This window comes from Geodermatophilus sp. SYSU D00691 (genome assembly GCF_054050275.1).
This window is the reverse complement of record NZ_JBJGYZ010000002.1, coordinates 180762-201281: the sequence shown is the minus strand read 5'-3', so window position 1 is coordinate 201281 and position 20520 is coordinate 180762. Positions and strand designations below refer to the sequence as shown.

Annotated in this window: 20 protein-coding genes; 10 read left to right on the top strand and 10 right to left on the bottom strand. The window is 75.5% G+C overall.

The features are described from left to right. Positions 1–3: 3 nt before the first annotated feature. Positions 4–2436 (bottom strand): right-handed parallel beta-helix repeat-containing protein, encoded by a 2433-nt coding sequence (locus tag ACI797_RS02475; RefSeq protein WP_456856942.1) that lies wholly within the window; start codon positions 2434–2436, stop codon positions 4–6. 214 nt (positions 2437–2650) lie between these two features. Between ACI797_RS02475 and ACI797_RS02470 the strand changes: the two genes are divergently transcribed. Together ACI797_RS02470 and ACI797_RS02465 are read left to right on the top strand one after the other, a co-directional pair. Continuing rightward, on the top strand, positions 2651–2974 hold the full coding sequence (locus ACI797_RS02470) for a hypothetical protein (protein ID WP_456856941.1): 324 nt from the start codon (positions 2651–2653) through the stop codon (positions 2972–2974). Next, the gene (locus tag ACI797_RS02465; protein WP_456856940.1) at positions 2971–3453 is read left to right on the top strand and encodes an N-acetyltransferase family protein; all 483 of its coding nucleotides are present in this window, start codon (positions 2971–2973) and stop codon (positions 3451–3453) included. The genes ACI797_RS02470 and ACI797_RS02465 overlap by 4 nt, the downstream gene beginning before the upstream one ends. On the opposite strand, the gene ACI797_RS02460 is transcribed toward ACI797_RS02465, so the two are convergent. After that, positions 3450–4259, bottom strand: a complete 810-nt coding sequence (locus tag ACI797_RS02460) for an alpha/beta hydrolase (RefSeq protein ID WP_456856939.1) — start codon at positions 4257–4259, stop codon at positions 3450–3452. The genes ACI797_RS02465 and ACI797_RS02460 overlap by 4 nt on opposite strands. 123 nt (positions 4260–4382) lie before the next feature. Here ACI797_RS02460 and ACI797_RS02455 point away from each other — a divergent pair, with 123 nt between their 5' ends. Then, entirely contained in the window at positions 4383–5300 is a 918-nt protein-coding gene (locus tag ACI797_RS02455; RefSeq protein WP_456856938.1) for an alpha/beta fold hydrolase, read from the top strand. Here the strand turns inward: ACI797_RS02455 and ACI797_RS02450 are convergent. From ACI797_RS02450 to ACI797_RS02440, 3 genes are all read right to left on the bottom strand, one after another. After that, positions 5258–6259 carry an NAD-dependent epimerase/dehydratase family protein gene (locus ACI797_RS02450; protein WP_456856937.1) on the bottom strand — a complete coding sequence of 334 codons (1002 nt, stop codon included), beginning with the start codon at positions 6257–6259 and terminating at the stop codon, positions 5258–5260. The genes ACI797_RS02455 and ACI797_RS02450 overlap by 43 nt on opposite strands. Continuing rightward, positions 6256–7659, bottom strand: coding sequence for a WS/DGAT/MGAT family O-acyltransferase (locus ACI797_RS02445; protein ID WP_456856936.1), 1404 nt, complete (start codon positions 7657–7659; stop codon positions 6256–6258). Before ACI797_RS02445 ends, ACI797_RS02450 begins: the two co-directional genes overlap by 4 nt. A 134-nt stretch (positions 7660–7793) precedes the next feature. Then, entirely contained in the window at positions 7794–8750 is a 957-nt protein-coding gene (locus tag ACI797_RS02440; protein ID WP_456856935.1) for an alpha/beta fold hydrolase, read from the bottom strand. Between the two features lie 127 nt (positions 8751–8877). On the opposite strand from ACI797_RS02440, the gene ACI797_RS02435 reads away from it, so the two are divergent. Continuing rightward, positions 8878–9066: a hypothetical protein gene (locus ACI797_RS02435; protein ID WP_456856934.1), complete on the top strand. Its 189-nt coding sequence runs from the start codon at positions 8878–8880 to the stop codon at positions 9064–9066. 4 nt (positions 9067–9070) lie between these two features. Here the strand turns inward: ACI797_RS02435 and ACI797_RS02430 are convergent, their stop codons facing one another. Continuing rightward, positions 9071–11008 (bottom strand): FUSC family protein, encoded by a 1938-nt coding sequence (locus ACI797_RS02430; protein ID WP_456856933.1) that lies wholly within the window; start codon positions 11006–11008, stop codon positions 9071–9073. A gap of 21 nt (positions 11009–11029) precedes the next feature. Beyond that, a complete protein-coding gene (locus ACI797_RS02425; protein WP_456856932.1) occupies positions 11030–11929 on the bottom strand; it encodes a DMT family transporter in 900 nt (299 codons plus the stop codon). A 66-nt stretch (positions 11930–11995) separates the two neighbouring features. Between ACI797_RS02425 and pdxR the strand changes: the two genes are divergently transcribed. From pdxR to ACI797_RS02395, 6 genes are read left to right on the top strand one after another with little or no spacing between them, the layout of a single operon-like run. Continuing rightward, a complete protein-coding gene (gene pdxR / locus ACI797_RS02420; RefSeq protein WP_456856931.1) occupies positions 11996–13423 on the top strand; it encodes a MocR-like pyridoxine biosynthesis transcription factor PdxR in 1428 nt (475 codons plus the stop codon). Next, a complete protein-coding gene (locus ACI797_RS02415) occupies positions 13420–14244 on the top strand; it encodes a Nif3-like dinuclear metal center hexameric protein (RefSeq protein WP_456856930.1) in 825 nt (274 codons plus the stop codon). The genes pdxR and ACI797_RS02415 overlap by 4 nt, the downstream gene beginning before the upstream one ends. Positions 14245–14247: 3 nt before the next feature. After that, positions 14248–14538, top strand: a complete 291-nt coding sequence (locus ACI797_RS02410; protein WP_456856929.1) for a DUF3311 domain-containing protein — start codon at positions 14248–14250, stop codon at positions 14536–14538. Positions 14539–14541: 3 nt separating this feature from the next. Next, complete coding sequence (mctP, locus tag ACI797_RS02405; RefSeq protein ID WP_456856928.1) at positions 14542–16185, top strand: monocarboxylate uptake permease MctP; 1644 nt, start codon at positions 14542–14544, stop codon at positions 16183–16185. A 10-nt stretch (positions 16186–16195) separates the two neighbouring features. Beyond that, positions 16196–16936 (top strand): zinc ribbon domain-containing protein, encoded by a 741-nt coding sequence (locus ACI797_RS02400; protein ID WP_456856927.1) that lies wholly within the window; start codon positions 16196–16198, stop codon positions 16934–16936. Next, entirely contained in the window at positions 16933–18033 is a 1101-nt protein-coding gene (locus ACI797_RS02395) for a bifunctional RNase H/acid phosphatase (protein WP_456856926.1), read from the top strand. The genes ACI797_RS02400 and ACI797_RS02395 overlap by 4 nt, the downstream gene beginning before the upstream one ends. Here ACI797_RS02395 and ACI797_RS02390 read toward each other — a convergent pair. The 3 genes from ACI797_RS02390 to ACI797_RS02380 are packed head-to-tail and all read right to left on the bottom strand — an operon-like array spanning position 18028 to position 20494. Further along, complete coding sequence (locus ACI797_RS02390) at positions 18028–18771, bottom strand: amino acid ABC transporter ATP-binding protein (RefSeq protein ID WP_456856925.1); 744 nt, start codon at positions 18769–18771, stop codon at positions 18028–18030. The two genes, ACI797_RS02395 and ACI797_RS02390, sit on opposite strands and share 6 nt — an antisense overlap. Beyond that, positions 18768–19625, bottom strand: a complete 858-nt coding sequence (locus tag ACI797_RS02385; protein WP_456856924.1) for an amino acid ABC transporter permease — start codon at positions 19623–19625, stop codon at positions 18768–18770. The genes ACI797_RS02390 and ACI797_RS02385 overlap by 4 nt, the downstream gene beginning before the upstream one ends. After that, positions 19625–20494, bottom strand: coding sequence for an ABC transporter substrate-binding protein (locus ACI797_RS02380; protein ID WP_456856923.1), 870 nt, complete (start codon positions 20492–20494; stop codon positions 19625–19627). The genes ACI797_RS02385 and ACI797_RS02380 overlap by 1 nt, the downstream gene beginning before the upstream one ends. Positions 20495–20520 lie beyond the last annotated feature (26 nt).

Below are 20520 nucleotides of genomic sequence, written 5' to 3'. Positions count from 1 at the left end.
CGATCAGACGGTGTACTCGATGTGCAGGACCGGCGCCCTGGCCGCGCCACCTTCGAAGGACTCGGCCACGCGTGTACCGGTGCCGGTGACCATCAGCACGACGGCGTTGCCGCCGGCCCACCCCGGCCTGCGCACGATCTCCTGGAGAACCGGCGCCAGGTCCGGCGTGCGCTGGTCGGCCGTGCGGGCGGCGAGCGTCGGCCAGGCCGCCGGCGTCCAGGCGACCGTCGCCGCCGTCCTCGCGCGAGAGCTGATGCCGCGGGCCATCGTGGTGAACGCGGCGGCGTCGTCGGCCGCCTCGCCGGCCACCGTCAGGCTGCACGCGGCGGTCGAGACCTCGTCGACCTGGAACTGGAGCCAGGCGCCGGTGATCGTCGCGCCGGCGGGCACGGTCACCCCCGAGAACCGCATGGCGACGGTCTGCGGGGCGGTGCCGTCCTGCCCCAGGTTCAGGTCACCGCTGGTGAGGTTCACCGCCCCTGTCGAGGTTCGCTCCTCCGCGTCGTCGGCACCGATCCGCACCGGGATGTCGAGGACGACGGGGGATGACGGCGCCGGGTCGGTGACGGTCACGGTGACGTCGTCGCTGGCCTGCAGGGCGCCGTCGGCGGCGGTCAGCCGCAGCAGGTAGGTGCCGGCGGTGGCGAAGGTGGCGGTGGTGTCGCCCGCGGCGGGGTCGGCGAAGGTGACGGTGCCGGGGCCGGCGACCTTCGACCAGGTGGTGGTGACCGCGCCGGGTGGGGTGGGCAGGCCGTCGTCGGTGACCGTGCCGTCGAGCGTGGCCGCGGTCGGCCTCGTCACGGCGGAGTCGCTGCCGGCGTTCACCGTGGGCGCGGTGTTGGTCGGCGCCGGGTCGGTGACGGTCACGGTGACGTCGTCGCTGGCCTGCAGGGCGCCGTCGTCGGCGGTCAGCCGCAGCACGTAGGTGCCGGCGGTGGCGAAGGTGGCGGTGGTGTCGCCCGCGGCGGGGTCGGCGAAGGTGACGGTGCCGGGGCCGGCGACCTTCGACCAGGTGGTGGTGACCGCGCCGGGTGGGGTGGGCAGGCCGTCGTCGGTGACCGTGCCGTCGAGCGTGGCCGCGGCCGGCCTCGTCACGGCGGAGTCGCTGCCGGCGTTCACCGTGGGCGCGGTGTTGGTCGCGCCGGCGGCCGGCGACTCGTAGGCGCCGCGGTCGACGGTGCCGTTTATCGGCCGCGCGACGCCGTCGGCGTCCGTGGCCGGCTCGCCGCCGGCCGCATTGTTCCCCGTGTCGATCGCGGGGGATCCGGCGGTGAGGTGGAGATCGGGCGGAGAGGCCGTGCCGGCGAACCGCGGGGCGGCCTGGATGCCGTGACTCTCCTGCCCGGTCGCCGCGGTGAACGCGGCGAGACTGGTGTACTTCACCCCACCCCAGTCCAGGAACGCGGTCCGGCTGCTGGTGGGGACCGACAGGAACAGCAGGTCGAAGTCCGCCACGGTCGTCATCGAGTTCACGTCGACGCGGATCTGGCCGGAGGTGCGCGCGCTGTCGATCCCGTTGTCGACACTGACGTTGTTCGCCAGATTCGTCCGCAGCGCCCCGGTCATCTCGATCCCGGAGTCGTAGTTGCGGAAGACGGTGTTGGCCACCACCCGGTTGTCGGCGGTGCTGTGCACGTCGATGCCGTGGTCCCCGTTGTCCCAAGCCAGGTTGTTGACCGCGAGGGACCCGTCCGACGAGTCCCAGATGTTGAGCCCGGAGTCCTCGTTGTCGTGCAACCGGTTGGCCTCGACCGTGTTCGACGGGCTGTTCCGCAGATCGATCCCGGCCGCCGCGCGGGTGTACTGCCGCGCGTTCGCGTTGGACTCGTTCCGGGTGATCACGTTGCGCGTGGACCCGGCGGTCACCCCGATCCCGGCGTCGGTGTTGTGGTGCGTGCGGTTGCCCGACACCACCGAGTCCGTCGTCCCGCTCAGCGAGATGCCCTTCGCGATCAGGCCGCTGACCGGCTGGCCGGCGAGGGACACCTCGTTGTCCGCGATGACCACGTGCGAGGACGTCTTGACCAGGATCCCGGCACCGCTGGTGCGCGTGACGGTGAACCCGCGCACCGTCACGTAGCTCTTGCCGGTGAGCGTGAATCCGTTGGCGCCTCCCGACACCGTCACCGTCGCCCCCTGCGCGGCGGTGAGGACGATCGGCGCGCCGGCCGTCCCGGAGTTCGCGACGGTCACCACCTCCGGGTAGGTGCCGGCCGCCACCTCGACCGTCTGGCCGGCCACGGCCGTCCTCGCGCCCTTGCCGATCGTGCAGAACGGCCGCGTCGCGGTGCCGGTCCCGGTGTCCGAGCAGTAGGGGCTCGACCGGTCCACGTACAGCATGGACGGCGTCGCTGCCAGGGCGGCGGCCGTCGGAGCCATCGCGAAGCAGAGGGCGGTGGCACCGGCCACCAGACGGGAGACCGTTCGTGCGGACATGGCACCCCCCGCGGGTGCTCGGTCGGCGTCCTGTGCGGGTCAGGGACGGCCTGGTTCAGCAGGAGCACTGGTGCGTTGCGTCAGCCGATCGGCCAGCAATGCTGGTCCTGCGGGGCGGGCCCGTCAATATGATCTGCCGGGACCGCGAACCCCCGGGCGGCTACGACCGCGGCGGGCCGCGCCTAGGAAGGCGGTGCAGTTCACAGTGCTCGCGATGTGCGCGACCAGGCAGCGGCCCGGTGAGAAGCCGGCCCCTCGCGGCCTGCGGCGGAAGCGCTGGCCGATCCTGCTCGCCGCCGGCGCGGCGCTGGGCACGGCCCGGGCCCCCGCCCCGAAGGGCTCCGGGCTGGAGGCGGTTGCCCAGATCAACGATGCCAGCATGCCGTGGGACGTCGCGTCGGCCCCGGCCATCGAGGCGCTGTCCCAGGGCGCGCCGTCGGGCGCGACCACGCTGCCGGTCAAGCCCGTCTCCACCACGCTCGAGCCGCTCGTCCCCGGCGTCATCTGCGGCCTGCTGGGCCTGCCGGCCTGCCCGTGAGCCCGCCCGTGCCCGACGACGTCGCCCTGCGCCCGGGCCGGCCCGAGGACGCCGCCGTGCTGGCGCGCGTCCACCACGCCGCCCGCGCGGCCGGCATGCCATGGCTGCCCGACCTGCACGAGGAGGCCGAGACGGTCGGGTGGATGCGCGGCGTCGTCCTCCCCGAGCAGCAGGTCTGGGTGGCCGAGCGGGCCGGCGTCGTCGTCGGCTTCGCCGCCGTCCACGAGGACTGGCTCGAGCAGCTCTACGTCGCTCCCGACGCGTGGGGTGCGGGGGCGGGCCGGGCGCTGCTGGAGGCGGCCCGGGCCGCCCGGCCGGAGGGGCTGCGGCTGCACGTCTTCGCCCGCAACGAGCGGGCGCGGCGGTTCTACGAGGCCGCCGGCTTCGTGCTCGTCGGCACCGGCGACGGGTCGGCCAACGAGGAGGGCGAGCCCGACTGCACCTACGCCTGGCGGCCCTCCGGCGAGGTGTACGGCTAGGCCGCGGCGTCGTGCGGGGTCGCCGGCCGCCCGTCGGCGGCGTCCGCCGGGCGCGGGAAGGCCGGGCGCAGGAACAGCGGCGGCCGGAACGGCGACCAGGTGCCCTCGGGCTGCGCGAGCCGGTCGGCGATCGCCCAGATGGCGGCGGGGTGGTGGCCGAGGCCGAGGTGGCTGGCCATGACCGCGATGTTCTCGCAGCGCTCGCCGGGCAGGTCGAGGCAGGCGCGCCAGTGCACGATGCCGTCGAAGTGCGAGTAGATCGAGGTCGACGGCACCGGCAGCGGCTCGGCCTCGCTCTCGAGCGGCAACGTGCGGTGCTCCACGTGCAGGTGCGCGTAGCGCGCGAAGACCTTCGTCGCGCGGCTCTGGCCGTCGTGCTGCAGCCGGAACGGGCTGCCCAGGGTGATCACCTGGCGCACCGACCCGGGGCTGCGGCGGGCCAGGTCGCGGGCGAAGATCCCACCGAGGCTCCACCCGATCAGCGTCACCGGCCGGCCGTAGCGGTCGGAGAGGTCCTCCATGCGGTCGCGCAGGCCCGTGACGCAGGCCGCGGTCGGGCCGATGTTGCGACCGAGGCGCCAGCCGTGCACCCGGTAGTCCAGCCGGCGCAGCACCCGCCGCAGGATCCGGGTCGAGGCGTCGTCGGCGAGCAGACCGGGCAGCACCAGCACCGGGTGCCCGTCGCCCTTGGGCAGGCGGGGGAGCAGCGGTCGGGCGGCCAGGAACAGCCCGAAGTCGGCGGCCGCCCGGGTCGGCTCGCTCAGGTACAGCGGGAGCCCCGGGCTCCGGTCGTGCCGTCGCGCCACGTCGCCTCCCGTCGTCCGGCCCCTGGTACAGCCCTGTACCAAGATGGGGTCCGCGTCACACGCAGGACTCATCGGCGTCGTCCGGCCCCAGTGTGACCGGCGACACGTCCGCAGAGGAGGAAGATGGCCGCGCCGCTCGGAACCAGCCGCACCCTCGACTGGGACGGCCCGGTCCACGTCGTCGACTACGGCGGGGACGACGCCGGCCCGACGGCCGTCCTCGTGCACGGGCTCGGCGGCTCGCACCTCAACTGGGACCTGCTCGCGCCGCTGCTCACCCCGCACGCCCGGGTGCTGGCCCTCGACCTGCCTGGTTTCGGCCGCAGCGAGCCGGGCAGCCGGCGGGCGACCGTGCGGGCCAACGTCGCGGTCCTGCGCCGCTTCCTCACCGAGGTGACCGGGACCCCGGCGGTCCTGGTCGGCAACTCGATGGGCGGGATGATCTCGCTGTTCACCGCCGCCGCGGCACCGGCCGCGGTGCGCGGCGTCGTCCTCCTCGACCCCGCCCTGCCCGGGGACCGCCGGCGCCTCGAGCCGGTGGTCGCCGGGCAGTTCGCCCTCTACGGGCTGCCGTTCGCCGGCGAGCGCTTCCTCGCGCTGCGCCGGCAGCGGCAGACCCCGCGCCGCCGCGTGCGGCAGATGCTCGAGCTCTGCGGGGTCGACCCCGACGCCGTCCCCGCCGAGCTGGTCGACCGCTCGGTGACCCTGCTCGAGGAGCGGCAGGACGTCGAGGGCATGGACCGGGCGTTCCTCGCCGCCGCCCGGTCGCTGCTGGGGATCCTGCTCGACCCGCGGGCCTACCGCGGGGCGATGGCCGCGATCACCGCGCCCGTGCTGCTGGTGCAGGGCGACCGCGACCGGCTGGTCCCGGTGTCCGCCGCCCGCGCGGTGGCCGCCGAGCACCCGCACTGGCGCTACGTGGAGCTGGCCGGCGTCGGCCACGTGCCGCAGCTGCAGGTCCCCGAGGTCGTGGCGGGCGAGGTGCGGGCCTTCCTCGCTCAGCTGCCGAGCGTCGCGCGCAGCGCCTCGAGCCCGGTGTAGCGGGGGCGCCAGCCCAGCTGCTGCCTGGCCCGGCTGGTGTCCATGAGCACCGGCCGGCTGGCCGCCTCGACCCACTCGCCGGCCGGCGGCAGGAACGGCAGCCGGGCCACCGCCCGCGCGGCCAGCTGGGCCGGTCCCGGCGGCACCCCGATCGGCAGCGCCCCGAACTCGCGCGCCACGTCGGCCGCGGTGAGGATCCCGTCGCCGGCGATGTTGTAGGCCCCCGGGGGGCCGGCACCCAGGACGCACAGCAGCAGCGCCCGGCCGACGTCGTCCTCGTGGACGAACTGCAGCTGCAGCTCCGGGACGACGACCGGCACGGGCACCGGCAGCCGCCGCGGGCGGGCGAACAGCCGGCGGCCCAGCGGCGCCAGCGGGCCGGGCAGCAGGTCCTTGCCGCCGACGACGTTGGGGCCGAGCACCACCGGCGGGCGCAGCAGGTAGAGGGCCAGCTGCGGCGCGGCCGCGGCCTCGCCCTCGAGCAGGTCCTCCAGCTCGGCCTTCTCCTGGGCGTAGAAGAGCCGGTCGGCGGGGCGCACCGGCCAGTCCTCCGAGATCCGCTCGGGGTTGTCGCGGTGCCAGCCGTAGGCGGCCACCGACGAGGCGTACACGAACCGGCGGGCGCCGGCGTCGGCGGCGGCACGGAACGTGTTGAGCGTGCCCTCCACGTTGATCGCGCGGGTCGTCCGCCGCGACGCGGTGCCGGTGATCAGGAACGCCAGGTGCACCACGACGTCGGCCCCCCGGAACGCCTCGGCGAGGCTGTCCGGGTCGCGGACGTCGCCGCGCCGGTACTCCATCTTCGTCCAGCCGCGCTCGGCCGGGTCGAACGGACGGCGGGCCAGCCCGATCACCCGCCGGACCCGCGGCTCGGCCTCGAGCAGCGGCACGAGCCCGGCGCCGAAGGTGCCGGTGGGCCCGGTGACCGCGACGGTGAGCGCCCGGTCGCCGGCGCTCACTGCTGGGCCGCGGCGGCCGGCTCGCGCGCGGCGATCTCCTTCAGCTCGTCGACGCCGCGGCGGATGCCGGTGGCCAGCACGTCGACGTCGGGGAAGGCGTCGAAGTCGGCGTTGATCCCGAAGGTCATGGTGTTCAGGTAGGAGAAGATGCCGATCGAGAGCCGGGTGCCGCCGGCGATCGGCACGTAGGCGTGCGCCGAGCGCATCCGCTTGCCGAGCACGTACAGCGGCACCCGCGGGCCCGGCACGTTGGTGGTCACCGCCTGGCACCAGAACTGGCCGGCCTGCATCGCGGCGCGCACACCCATCGACAGCAGGGTCGGGAACACGAAGTCGCCCATCGCGATGATCGAGCGGGCGTCGACCGCCTGCATCGTCTTCTTGTACTCGTCCATCTGCCGGCGGACCTTGTCCAGCCGCTTCGCGGCGTCCGGCTCGCCCACCGGCAGGTCGACGAAGACGGCGGAGATCCGGTTGTCCAGCGATCCGCGTTCACCGGGGCGGCGCACCGACACCGGCACCATCGACCGGACGACGGCCTTGTCGGTGAGCGCGCCCCGGCCCTGCAGCAGGTCGCGGAAGCCCCGGGTGATCGCGCTGAGGACGACGTCGTTCACCGTGCCGCCCAGCGCCGTCCGGACGCTCTTGAACTCCTCGAACTGCGCGTCGGTCCACGCCCAGCGGCGGTGCGGGCCGATCGGCCCGGTGAGCGTCCGGGCCAGCGGGGTGGTGGCCTGCCGGGCCAGCGCGGGCAGGCTCGAGGCCAGGGTGCGGCCGGAGCCGAGCAGCCCCTTGGCCGAGCGCGAGACGCCGCCGGCGCCGGGGAGGGAGGCCAGCTGGCGCAGCGGGTGGGTGAGGGTGTCGGACACCGCGCCGGCCATCAGCTCCGCCGACGACGGGCTGCGCTGCGCCGTCCAGTCCTTGGGCTCGCCGTGCCGGGCGTTCGGGTCGAGGTCGAAGATGACCTGCATCAGGTCGGTGCCGGCGATGCCGTCGACCATGCAGTGGTGGACCTTGGAGATCAGCGCCCAGCGGTCGTCCTCCAGGCCCTCGACCAGCCACACCTCCCACAGGGGCTTGGCCATGTCCAGCCGCTGCCCGAGCACCCGCCCGGCCAGGTTGCGCAGCTGCTCGTCGCTGCCCGGCTTCGGCACCGCGGTGTGCCGCACGTGGTAGAGGATCTGGAAGTGCGGGTCGTCGACCCACATGGGCCGGCCGAGGTTGAGCGGCACCTCGCGCACCCGCTGCCGGTAGCGCGGCACGAGCGGCAGCTTCGACAGCAGCAGGCGCACGACGTCGCCGTACGACGGTGCCGGGCCCTCGAACACCGCCACCGATCCCACGTGCAGAGGCGTGTTCTCGCTCTCCGCGTAGTAGAAACCGGCGTCGGTCGGGCTCATGCGGTCCACGATCAGCTCCTCGCCGCCCCGCCCGGCCAGGACGGGGGCTCGTCGTCGAGTTCTCGGCTGGCCGCCGAAGCCATGGTCCGCCGACGACCGGTGCACCGCGATTCTGTACTGGCGGGTAACACCTCTCAACTCGCGGCGCGGAGTCGGCCCTCGACCCGGTCGAGCAGGTCGAGGAACGCCCGGTCGACCTCGGCGGTCCGGGTCATGTTGACGCTGTGGCCGGCGCCGGGGACCACCACGAGCTCCGCGGTCTCGCCGATCTGCCCGGCCATCCGCCGGGCGTGCGCGGCCGGGGTGAGCCGGTCGTCGGAGGCCGCCACGATCGTGACCGGCACCCGGGCCAGGACGGCGAGCGAGGCGGTCTCGTCGTGGTCGAGGAAGGTGGCGTAGAAGGCCGCGGTCACCGGGAACGGCGTCTCCTCGAGCAGCTGCTGGACGGTGCGCACGTGCGCCGGGTCGGCGTCCTGCCGGCCGAAGAGGTAGCGGCGGGTGAACCAGCGGCCGATCCGGGTGCCGCGGCGGCGGAACCGCTCGAGCAGCGGCGCCCAGAACTGCAGCAGCCACAGGTACAGCGGCAGCAGCCCGAGCCACCGCACGAGCTTCACCGCCCGGCCGAGCAGGCCGCTCTCGACCAGCCCGCCCGCCGAGGTGGCCAGCAGGAACACGCCCACCACGCGGGTGCCGAACAGCTCGGGCCGCTGCCGGGCCAGCGCCATCACGCTCATCCCGCCCATCGAGTGGCCGGCCAGCACCACCGGCCCGTCCGGCGTCGTCGCGTCGAGCACCTCGCCGAGGTCGCGGCCGGTGCGGTCGATCGTCGCCTCGGTGAGCGGCGTCCAGCTCGAGCGGCCGTGGCCACGCTGGTCGAAGAGCACCAGCCGGGCCCGGCCGCGCAGCGCCTCCCGCTGCAGCTGCCACTCGGCCAGCCGGGCGGTGAACCCGTGGGCGAGGACGACGGTCAGCGGGCCGTCGGTCTCACCCTCGACCTCCACGTGCAGGTCGACGCCGTCGTCGGTGCGGACGGTCCGCGAGCCCGGGGGTGGCGGGTCGGTCAGCGGCGGCAGCACCAGGTCGGAGGGCACGCCCCATTCGACGGGCGGTCCGGCGTCGCCGCAACCGCGGCTCCATTCGTGGAGCAATCACGATCTGCGATCGCCAGGTTGCACTGCGTATCGGGACGTATCAGTCTCGGAGCATGGGGGAGCGGTCGTGACGTGGTGGGGGTGGGTCCTCGTCGGCTGGGTGCTGGTGTCCCTGCCGCTCGCTGCGCTGGTCGGGCGCACCATCGCCCGCGGGCAACGCGGGCCGCGGCTGCCGGAGCGACGGGACCGCCGGGGCCGCACCCCGGACGACGTGCCGGGCGTCCCGCACCCCCGCGACGGGCGGGAGTCGGCCTGACGGCTCACCGGCCGGGCGCCGCCTCGCGCACCAGGCGCCGGGCCGCGTCGACCTCGCGGGCCACCGGGGCGAGCACGCCCTCGGCGAGGATCTCGGCGTCGTCGGGCGCCCGGTGCGCGCGGACGTCCTCCTCGAGCTGCCGGATCGCCCGCCGCAGCACGGCGACCTGGGCCAGGTCGGGCACCGGCTCGCCGGACCGCATGGCGATGACGGCCTCGGTGACGGCGTCCGACGTCCGCTCCAGCTGCACGATCACCGGCCACCACGCCGCGGCGCGGGTGCTGATCGGCGGCGGCTCGGCGAGCCGGCGCTGCAGCTGGGTCTGCAGCTCGGTGAGCGCCCGGTAGCTGCGGCGGCGGGCCCGGCGGGTGTCGGTGGCGTCGCCGGTGAACGCGGCGTCGACGAAGCCGTCGAGGGCGAGGGCGGCGTCGCGCAACGCCTCGTCGAGCGGGGCACGCCAGGTCTGCGGCCACAGCAGGTAGCCGAAGACCAGCACGATCGCGCAGCCCACCAGCGTGTCCAGCAGCCGCGCGCCGACCACCCCGGGCCCGCCCGGCTGGGCGAGGTCGAGCAGCAGGATGACCAGCGGGGTCTGGAAGACGGAGAACAGGCCGAAGTTGGCCGCCCGGCCCCACGGCATCAGCGCCGCGGCGCCGGCCATGGCCAGCAGCAGCCACGGGCTGCGCGGGATGACGGCCAGCAGCAGCGACCCGATGAGGACGCCGAGCAGCGTGCCGACCCCGCGCTGCACCGCGCGGGTGAACACCGACCCGAAGTCGGGCTTGAGCACGATCGCGACGGTGAGCAGCACCCAGTAGGGCCGGTCGAGGGGCAGCCGCTGGCGGGCGATCTCGGCGATCGTCATGCAGAGGACCAGGCGGAGGGCGAACGCGCGGCTGTCCGGGCTGGCGACCGTCGCGTCGGCCAGGTCGCGCACGCGGGTCCGCCAGTCGAGATCGGGCGGGACGACGGCGACCTCCGAGCGCTCCTCGGGGTCCCCGACGACGTTCCACGCCAGCCGGATGCCGTGGCGCACCGCGCGCCGGGCCGCCGGGCCGTCCTCGAGCGCCTCGGGGCGCTCCTCGGGCAGCTCGCGGTCGCCGCGGACGGCGGCGCCCAGCGCGTGCACCGCCGTGACGTCCTGCGGATCGGCCGGCAGGCCGGCGCGGGTGGCGGCGACGACGCCCTCGACCAGCGGGGCCGCGGCGTTGAGCACCCCGGCCAGCTCGGAGAGCTCCCTGGTGCGCCCCGGCATGCGGCTGCGGCTGCGGATCACCCGGTCGTAGGCGGCGTTGAGCGCCGTCGTCAGGGCCCGGCGGGCCTCGTCGCTGCCCTCGGTGCCGCTGGCGACGAGCAGGTCGGCGGTCGCGGTGAAGACGTCGGCGACGGCGGCCCGGTCGGGGTCCTGCGGCTCCGTGCGCGCCTGCACGAGCGTGGTCAGCGCGGCCCAGACCGCCCCGGCGAAGAAGAAGCCGATCTCGGCCGCCGCCGGCAGGGACGTGACCAGCCCCGAGGCGAGGGCGGTGTACACCAGCAGCTGCAGGGCGCCGAGGGAGAGCGCGGAGTTGATGGCGCTGATCAGCCCGGCGACCGCGGAGAGCACCGCGACGACGACCACCGGCTGCCAGCCGCCGCCGGTCGCGTACTGCCCGGCGAGCAGGCCCAGCGCGCCGAAGCAGACCGCGGCCACGATCCGCCGCACCTGGTCGCGCAGCGGGCCGCCCTGCGGCGCGAGGGTCGCGGCGAGCGCGCCCATCGTCGCGAAGATGCCGGCCCCGAGCTCGGGACCGGGATCGACGCCACCGGCCACCAGCACCGCCACCGCCAGCGGCGCGGGCACGGTGACCGCGAAGCGCACCACGTCGCGCCAGGGGACCGGTGGGCGCTCGGTGCGGAGCAGCTCCTCGAGCCAGGCCGGCGCCCGGAGCCCCCGTTCCGCCACGCCCCGGAGCTTCCCACCCGGCTACCCCTCCCGTCGGGACAGGCCCAGGGCGAGCCCGGCGGCGACCACGCCGACGCCGAGCCAGACCGTGGTGCTCGGCAGCGGGCCGCCGAGCACGACGCCGGCGGCCGCGGCGGCGATGGGCGCGATGCCGGTGAGCAGCCCGGCCCGGCCGGCACCCAGCCGGCGCACCGCGCCGTACCAGAGCACGAAGGCCAGGGCGGTGACGACGACGGCGAGGTAGGCCAGCGCCGCCACGTCGCCGGCGTCCAGGCGGAGCACCGCCGCCGGCCCCTCGCCCACCAGCCCGAGGACGCCGAAGGCCACCGCGGCCAGCCAGGTGGTGTGCACCGAGACGCCCTCGGGGCCGTGCCGGCCGAGCACCGGCAGCGCCAGCAGGGTGAACCCCGCCTCGCAGGCCAGGACGACGACGGCCCAGCCCAGCCCGGCGCTGTCGGTGCGGCCGAACCCCTCCACCAGCGCGGCGCCCGCGGTGACCGTGGCCGCGGCCAGGAGCACCCGCCGCGCCGGGCGCCGGCCCTCGGCCAGCGGCCCGGCGACGGCCAGCAGCAGGGGGACGCAGGCCACCGCCACCCCGAGCACCGCCGGCTCCGCGTGCCGCGACCCGGCGATCAGCGCCAGGTTGAACAGCACCAGCCCCGCGCCGGTCACGCCGGCCAGCCAGAGCCACTCGGCGCCGACCGGGCGGCGGACCCGCCGGCCGGAGAGCCGGACGACGGCGAGCAGCAGCAGGCAGGCGACCGCGTAGCGCACCGCCTGGCCGGTGAGCACCGGCCCGCCGGCCAGGAGCCCGGAGACGGCGACGCTGCCGCCGACGGCGGCCATGCCCGCCGCGCCGGCGAGGACGGCGCCGGTCGGACGGGTGCGGGGGAGGGGCGGGGCGAGGTCGAGCGCGGTCACGGATGGCACGCTAGGGAGCCATTGGTCCGGCGTTGAGGGCCAATCCCGATGCGGAGGAGTGGACCAATGCCGGGCGCCGACTTCCTCGCCCTCGACCCGTCGGGCGTACCGCGCGGCGCCCTCACCGACTGGCTGGTCGGCCGGGTGCGGGCGGCCGTGACCGAGGGCCGGCTGGTCGTGGGCGCGCCGCTGCCGGCCACCCGGACGCTGGCCGCCGACCTCGGCGTCTCCCGCGGCGTGGTCGTCGAGGCGTACCGGCGGCTGGCCGACGAGGGCCTGGTCGGCGGGCGCCCCGGCGCCGGCACGGTGGTCACCCGCACCCCGGCCCCGGCGCCGGCCGGCCCGCCGGCGCCGCCGCCCCCGGCCGGGGGGCCGCCCGCCCTGCCGCCGCCGGCCGGCGCGGAGTTCGACCTGTCGCCCGGCCTGCCCGACCTGGCCGCGTTCCCCCGGGCGGCGTGGCTGCGGGCCGAGCGGGCGGCGCTGCGCGACGCGGGCGCGGCGGACCTGCGCTACGGCGACCCCCGCGGCCACCCCGCCCTGCGTGCCGAGCTGGCCCGGTGGCTGGCCCGCTTCCGCGGCATCCGGGCCGACGCCGACGACGTGCTGGTGGTGGGCGGGGTGGCCCAGTCGCTGGCGCTCCTGGCGCGGGTGCTGCACGCCCGCGGCGCGCGGTCGATCGCGGTGGAGGACCCCGGTTCGCGCGGCGCCCGCGACCAGCTGGCGTACTGGGGCCTGGCGTCGACCGCGGTGCCGGTGGACGAGGAGGGTCTGGACGTCGCCGCGCTCGCCGCGACGGGGGAGTCGACGGTCCTCGTGACGCCGGCGCACCAGTTCCCGACCGGCGTCGTCCTCTCCGCCGCGCGCCGGCGCGCGCTGCTCGACTGGGCCGCCGACGCGCGGCTGGTGGTGGAGGACGACTACGACGCCGAGCACCGCTACGACCGGGCGCCCGTGCCGGCGCTGCACGCCTCGGCGCCGGCGGCGGTGGCGCACACGGGCAGCACCTCGAAGACGCTGGCGCCGGGCCTGCGGCTGGGCTGGCTGCTCGCCCCGCCGGCGCTGCGCGCCGACCTGGTGGCCGCCCGGCACGCGACCGATCTGGGCAGCCCGGTGCTGCCGCAGCTGGTGCTCGCCCGCCTGCTGGCCACCGGCGAGCTCGACCGCCACCTGCGCGCGGTGCGCACCCGCCAGCGCGCCCGGCGCGACGCCCTGCTCGCCGCGCTGCGCCGCGAGCTGGGAGCCGACCTCGGCGCCGCCGTCGTCCACGGGGTGGCGGCCGGCCTGCAGCTGACCCTCACCTGGCCGGGGCGGGACCTCTCCGACGTCGAGCTCGCCGCGCGGGCGGCGCGGGACGGCGTCGCCGTCCAGCCGCTGTCCTGGCACCGGCTGCGGCCCGGTCCGCCCGGCCTGGTGCTGGGCTACGCCGCGCTCACCCCCGACCGGCTGGCCGAGGCGGCCCGCCGCCTGGCGGCTGTCCTAGGGTCCGCCGGGTGACCGTGACCCTCGGCGAGGCGATCGCCGCCCTGGAGGCCCGCTACGACCCGGCCCTGGCCGAGAGCTGGGACGCCGTCGGCCTGGTGTGCGGCGACCGGTCGGAACCGGTCTCGCGGGTGCTCCTCGCCGTCGACCCGGTCGCGGAGGTCGTCGACGAGGCGCTCGGGCTCGGCGCGCAGCTCGTGGTCACCCACCACCCGCTGCTGCTCACCGCCGTCCACGGCGTGCCCGCCGACGACCCCAAGGGCCGGGTGGTGCACCGGCTGGTCCGGGCCGGCGCGGCCCTGTTCGTGGCGCACACCAACGCCGACCGCGCCGCCGACGTCGGGGTCAACGACGCCCTCGCCGCCGCGCTGGGCCTGGTCGACTGCGTCCCGCTCGAGCCGGTCGCCCCGGGCAGCCGGGAGGGCCTGGGCCGGATCGGCCGGCTGGCGGACGGCCTCACCCTGGCCGGGTTCGCCGAGCGGGCCGCCGCGGCGCTCCCGCCCACCGCCGGCGGGATCCGCGTGGCCGGCGACCCGGGCCGGCCGGTGCGCACCGTGGCGGTCTGCGGGGGCAGCGGCGGCTCGCTGCACGCCGCCGCCACGGCCGCCGGCGCCGACGTCCTGCTGACCAGCGACCTCAGGCACCACCCGGTCTCGGAAGCGCTCGCCTCGACAGGCGCCGCGCTCTGCGATGCAGCACACTTCGCCACGGAGTGGCCCTGGTTGCCGGTCGCCGCGGAGGCCCTCGCCCGCGACCTCGACGGTCGGGTGGAGGTGATCGTGTCCTCCCGGCGGACCGACCCGTGGACCGCGCACGTGGGTCAGGAGAGGAGCTGACGAGTGGCCACCGCTTCGACACCGCCGGCCGGGCCCGGCGCGCAGGACGTCGCCCCGCGCCGCAGCGACCGCAGCCCGTGGAACTGGCTGCTGCTGGTCCCGATCGTCGTCCCGCTGCTGGTGCCGCTGTACAACCGCGACGAGCCGCGGCTGTTCGGCTGGCCGTTCTTCTACTGGTTCCAGCTGCTGCTGGTGGGGCTCGGCGTGCTCACCACCGTGGTCGTCTACCGGATGACCCGGCGCAGCCCCGAGGAGCGGGCCGCCGCCCAGCGCGCCGCGCGCGGGGAGGGCTGAGCCGTGGACGGCGTCAACGTGGTCGAGCTGACGATCGTCATCGTGCTGTTCCTGCTGGTCACCGTGCTCGGCTTCGTCGCCGCGCGGTGGCGGCGGGCCGAGAACCTCATGCACCTCGACGAGTGGGGCCTGGGCGGGCGCAGCTTCGGGTCGTGGATCACCTGGTTCCTGCTCGGCGGCGACCTCTACACCGCGTACACGTTCGTGGCGGTGCCGGCGCTGGTCTTCGGCGCGGGCGCGGCCGGGTTCTTCGCCGTCCCGTACACGATCGTCATCTACCCGCTGGTGTTCCTGGTGGTCATCCGGCTCTGGTCGGTCAGCCACGTGCGCGGCTTCGTGACCCCCGCCGACTTCGTCCGGTCGCGCTTCGACTCCCCGACGATGGCGCTGCTGGTCGCGATCACCGGCATCGTCGCGACGATGCCCTACATCGCGCTGCAGCTCGTCGGCATCGAGGCCGTGCTCAAGGCGATGGGCGTGGAGGGCGAGCTGCCGCTGATCGTCGCCTTCATCATCCTGGCGCTCTACACGTACAACTCCGGGCTGCGGGCGCCCGCGCTCATCGCGTTCGTCAAGGACACGCTCATCTACCTGACGATCATCGTCGCGGTGATCGTCATCCCGGTGAAGCTGGGCGGCTGGGAGGCGATCTTCGGCGCCGCGGAGGAGAAGTTCACCGCGGCCGGCACCGGCGGGGTGCTGCTGGGCGGCCCGGCGCAGCTGAACTACGCCACCCTGGCCCTGGGCTCGGCGCTGGCGCTGTTCCTCTACCCGCACTCGATCACCGGGGTGCTGGCGGCGGCCAACCGCGACGTGCTCAAGCGCAACATGAGCGCGCTGCCGCTCTACAGCCTGGCGCTGGGCCTGATCGCGCTGCTCGGCTTCATGGCCATCGCGGCCGGGGTGACGCCGATCGGCGAGGACAGCAACACCGTCGTCCCGGTGCTGTTCCAGGAGATGTTCCCGAGCTGGTTCGCCGGCGTGGCGTTCGCCGCCATCGGCATCGGCGCGCTGGTGCCGGCGGCGGTGATGTCGATCGCCGCGGCCAACCTGTTCACCCGCAACATCTACAAGGAGTTCCTGCGCAAGGACGCCTCGCCGCGCGAGGAGGCCCAGGTCGCCAAGGTGACGTCGCTGGTGGTCAAGGTCGGCGCGGTGGCGGCGATCCTGTTCATCGCGCCGCAGTTCTCGATCGACCTGCAGCTGATCGGCGGCGTGATCATCCTGCAGACGCTGCCGGCCGTGGCGATCGGTCTGTTCACCCGGTGGCTGCACCGCGGCGGGCTGATCGCGGGCTGGGTGGCCGGCATGGGCGCCGGCATCCTGATGCTCTACAACATCCAGCGCGTCGGTCCCGACGGCGAGGTCGTCCGGGAGCACTTCGGCGGCTCGGCCTTCCCGCTGTCGAAGCTCGGGTTCGACACCGAGGCCACCGTCTACGCCGGCTTCATCGCCCTCCTGGTCAACCTGCTCGTCGCCGCCGCGGTGACCGTGGTGCTGCGGGCGATGCGGGTCGCCGACGGCGTCGACGGGACGGCCGAGACCGACTACACCGCCGAGCGCGAGGACCCGACGGTGCGCGACCTGCCCGACCCGCTGGCGTCCGCCCCGCCGGGGGTGGCGGAGGAGGCGGCGCACCGCCGATAGGTTGGGCGGTGTGAAGGCCGACCACTTCGACCAGCAGAAGCTGCTGACACTCGCCGCCGAGGACGTCGCGCTGACCCAGCTGGCCCACCGGAAGCGGACGCTGCCCGAGGCGGCCGCGGTCGAGACGGCGGCCGAGGCCGAGCGCGAGCTCTCGGCCCAGCTGGTGCGCGCCGAGACCGAGGCCCGCGACCTCGAGCGCGAGGTCGGGCGGCTGGAGGGGGACGTCGAGGTGGTCCGCACGCGGGCGGCGCGCGACCAGCAGCGGCTGGAGGCCGGCGGCCTGCCCGCGCGCGAGGTGACCGCGCTGCAGCACGAGCTGGAGTCGCTGGCCCGGCGGCAGGGCGACCTGGAGGACCAGGAGCTCGAGCTCATGGAGCGCCAGGAGACCGCCGACGCCGCGCTGGCCTCCGCCCGCGAGGGCGTGGAGCGGGCCCGCGCCGAGCGGGAGCGGGCCGAGCAGCTGCGCGACGAGGCGCTGGCCGACATCGCCGCCGCCACCGCCCGGCACGAGGCGGCCCGCGCCGAGGTGGCCGGCGGCGTCCCCGCTCCGCTGCTGTCGCTGTACGACCGGATCCGCACCCAGACCGGCACCACCGGCGCGGCGCTGCTGCGGGCCCGCCAGTGCCAGGGCTGCCGGATCGAGCTGTTCGGCAAGGAGCTCGCCGCCGTCCGCGCGGCCGACCCGCACGAGGTCGTGCGGTGCGACAACTGCGGCCGGATCCTGGTGCGCACCGGCGAGTCCGGTCTGTGAGCGGCCGTCGTCTCGTCGTCGAGGCGGACGGCGGCTCGCGGGGCAACCCCGGCCCGGCCGGTTACGGCGCGCTGGTCCGCGACGCCGGCAGCGGCCGCGTGCTCGCCGAGCGGGCGGCCTCGGTGGGCGTGGCCACCAACAACGTCGCCGAGTACGGCGGGCTCGTGGCAGGGCTGCAGGCCGCGCTCGACCTCGACCCTTCAGCTGAGGTCGAGGTCCGCATGGACTCCAAGCTCGTCGTCGAGCAGATGAGCGGGCGCTGGAAGATCAAGCACCCCGACATGCAGAAGCTGGCGCTGCAGGCCCGGCAGATCGCCCGGCAGCTCGGTGCGGTCCGCTACACGTGGGTGCCGCGGGCCCAGAACAGCGCGGCCGACGCGCTCGCCAACAGCGCCATGGACGGCAAGCCGGTGCACCGCGACGCCGGCCTCGAGCCCGTCGTCGTCGAGGACGACGTCCAGCCGGCCCCCGAGCCGAAGCCCGTCGTCACCACGCTGACCCACCTGCTGCGGCACGGGCAGACCGAGCACACCCCCGAGCGCCGGTTCAGCGGCAGCAGCGACCTGCCGCTGTCGGACCTCGGCCGGGCCGAGGCGACCTCGGCCGCGCGGCAGCTGGCCGGCCGGGGCATCGACGCGATCCTCGCCTCGCCGCTGCAGCGCTGCCGCGAGACCGCGCAGGCCGCCGCCGAGGTGCTGGGGCTGTCCGTGGAGGTCGACCAGGACCTGCGCGAGCTCGACTTCGGCGAGTGGGAGGGGCTGACCGGCGACGAGGCCCGCGCCCGCAACCCGCTGGCCCTGCGGCGGTTCTTCGGCGGCACCGACGTGCGGGCCCCGGGCGGGGAGTCGATCGCCGACGTCAGCGCCCGGGTGGCGCGGGCGCGGGAGCGGATCCTGCGGGAGCACGCCGGGGAGACGGTGCTCGTCGTGAGCCACGTGACCCCGATCAAGCTCATGCTCGCCGCCGGCCTCGGCGCCGGCGACGAGGTCGTGCACCGCGTGTTCCTGGAGGCGGCCTCGCTGTCCACCGTGGCCTGGTCGTCCGACGGGCGGGCGTCGGTGCGCCTCGTCAACGACACGAGCCACCTCCGGTCATAGCCGCCCGGCGTCGATCACCCGGCTGAGGAACTGCCGGGTGCGGGGGTGCTGGGGCTCGCCGAGCACCTGCCCCGGCGGGCCGGACTCCAGCAGCACGCCACCGTCGAGGAACGCCACCGTGTCGGCGACCTGCCGGGCGAAGCCCATCTCGTGCGTCGCCATCAGGATCGTCATGCCCTGCGCCGCCACCTCCCGGACGACGGCCAGCACCTCGCCGACCAGCTCGGGGTCCAGGGCGCTGGTGATCTCGTCCAGCAGCAGCACCCGGGGGCGGACGGCGAGCGCGCGGACGATCGCCACCCGCTGCTGCTGGCCGCCGGAGAGCCGGTCGGGGAACTCGGCGGCCTTGTCGGCCAGGCCGATGCGCTCCAGCAGCGCCAGCGCCTCCTCCCGCACGTCGGCCTTCGGCCGGCCGTGGACGACGGTGGGCGCCAGCGTCACGTTGTCCAGCACGGACAGGTGCGGGAAGAGGTTGTAGGCCTGGAAGACCACACCCATCCGCCGGCGCACCCGGTCGGCGTCGACCCGCGGGTCGGTGACGTCCTCGCCGTCGAGGAACACCTGCCCGTCGTCGACGGTCTCCAGCAGGCTGGCGCAGCGCAGCAGCGTCGACTTGCCCGAGCCCGAGCCGCCGATCAGCGCGACCACCCGGTGCTCGTCGACGGCGAGGTCGACGCCGCGCAGCACGACGTTCGCGCCGAACGCCTTCACCACGTTCCTCAGCTCCAGGACGCTCACAGGAGCGACCCCGACTGCTGGCGCCGGCGGGCCCGCGCCGACACGTGATCGGCCAGCCGCGCGGAGGGGACGGCGAGCAGCACGAACAGCAGCCCGGCGACGACGTACGGCGTGAAGTTGAACGTCTGCCCGACGATGATCTGCGCCGACCGGACGGCGTCGACGGCGCCCAGCACCGAGATCAGCCCGACGTCCTTCTGCAGCGCGACGAAGTCGTTGAGCAGCGCCGGGGTCACCGTGCGCAGCGCCTGGGGCAGGACGACGAGGCGCATCGTCTGCCGGTGGGTGAGGCCCAGCGACCGCGCGGCGGCGCGCTGGCTCGGGTGCACCGACTCGATGCCGGCCCGGAAGACCTCGGCGACGTAGGCGGAGTAGACGAGCACGATCGCCGCCGTCCCCAGGACGAACGGCGACGTGGGCACCCCCTGCAGGCCGAGCGCCGGGAACCCGAACCCGACCAGGTAGAGCACGATGATCAGCGGCATGCCGCGGAACAGGTCGACGTAGGCCGTCGCGACGATCCGCAGCGGCGCGAACGCCGGCCCGCGCAGCGTGCGCACGGTCGCGAGCAGCAGGCCGACCAGCACCACCAGCACGCCGCCGACCGCGAGCACCTGCAGGTTCAGCCAGAGCCCCTCGAGGATCTCGGGGAACGCGTCCACCGCCACCGACCACGAGAAGAACGTGGCCTGCACCCGCGGCCAGCCCGGCGCCCGGGTGACGGCGAGGTACGCCGCCACCGCGAACAGCAGGGTGGAGAGCAGCGCGATGCCCGTGGACCGCCGGGCCCGGCGCGCACGCCAGGCCCGGCGGGAGAGCTCGAGGTCGCTGGGCGCCGGGAGGGCGCCGTGCATCAGTTCAGGACGGGCGCGTCGGCGACGTCGGACAGCCACTGCTGCTCGAGCTCCTCGAGCGTGCCGTCCTCCCGCAGGGCGTCCACCGCCTGGCTGACGCAGTCGGTGAGCGGGCTGTCCTTCTCCAGCAGCAGGCCGAACTCGTCGCCGCCGGCGCCCGAGTTCTCGATCTGGCCGACGATCACGCCGTTCTCCAGCTCGGCGGCGGTGATGAAGAACGCCGTCGGCAGGTCGACGACGATCCCGTCGACCTGGCCGTTCTGCAGGGCCAGCTTGGCGTCGTCGTTGGTGTTGAACACGACCGGGTCGCTCTCCGGCGCGATGGTCTCGGTGAGGACGTCGAGGCTGGTCGTGGCCACCTGGGCGCCCAGGCGCAGGCCGCGCAGCTCCTCGAGGCTGGTGGCGCCGTCGGCCGGCGAGCCGGCGGTGGTGATGACCGCCTGGCTGACCGTGTAGTACGGCGAGGAGAAGTCGACCGCCTGCCGGCGCTCCTCGGTGATCGAGAACTGGTTGATGTCGAAGTCGAACGGCCGGTCGCCGGGCTGGATCGCGGCGTTGAACGGCACGCGCGTCCAGGTGACGTCCTCCTCGGCGTAGCCCAGTTGCTCGGCGACCGCGTAGGCGACGGCGGACTCGAAGCCCTCGCCGTTCTCGGGGGTGTCGTCGACCATCCACGGCTCGTACGCGGGCTGGTCGGTGGCGATGGTCAGCGTCCCGGGCTCGAGGGTCTCGAGCTCCTCCGGCGTGCAGGAGCCGCCGGCCGCCGATCCCGAGGTCGCCGAGCTGTCGCTCGACGACTCCTGCGGGGCGCAGGCGGTCGCCAGCAGCGCGGCGGCGGCGAGCGCGGTGAGCGGGGCGAGGCGGCGCATGTCGGGTCCTTGAGGGTTGAACGGTC

Bases quoted from the DNA above. Each gene is read 5' to 3' on its own strand.
- ACI797_RS02470 (WP_456856941.1), top strand. From the start codon at position 2,651: ATGTGCGCGACCAGGCAGCGGCCCGGTGAGAAGCCGGCCCCTCGCGGC.
- ACI797_RS02380 (WP_456856923.1), bottom strand. From the start codon at position 20,494: ATGCGCCGCCTCGCCCCGCTCACCGCGCTCGCCGCCGCCGCGCTGCTG.
- ACI797_RS02385 (WP_456856924.1), bottom strand. From the start codon at position 19,625: ATGCACGGCGCCCTCCCGGCGCCCAGCGACCTCGAGCTCTCCCGCCGG.
- pdxR (WP_456856931.1), top strand. From the start codon at position 11,996: ATGCCGGGCGCCGACTTCCTCGCCCTCGACCCGTCGGGCGTACCGCGC.
- ACI797_RS02455 (WP_456856938.1), top strand. From the start codon at position 4,383: ATGGCCGCGCCGCTCGGAACCAGCCGCACCCTCGACTGGGACGGCCCG.
- ACI797_RS02475 (WP_456856942.1), bottom strand. From the start codon at position 2,436: ATGTCCGCACGAACGGTCTCCCGTCTGGTGGCCGGTGCCACCGCCCTC.
- ACI797_RS02445 (WP_456856936.1), bottom strand. From the start codon at position 7,659: ATGAGCCCGACCGACGCCGGTTTCTACTACGCGGAGAGCGAGAACACG.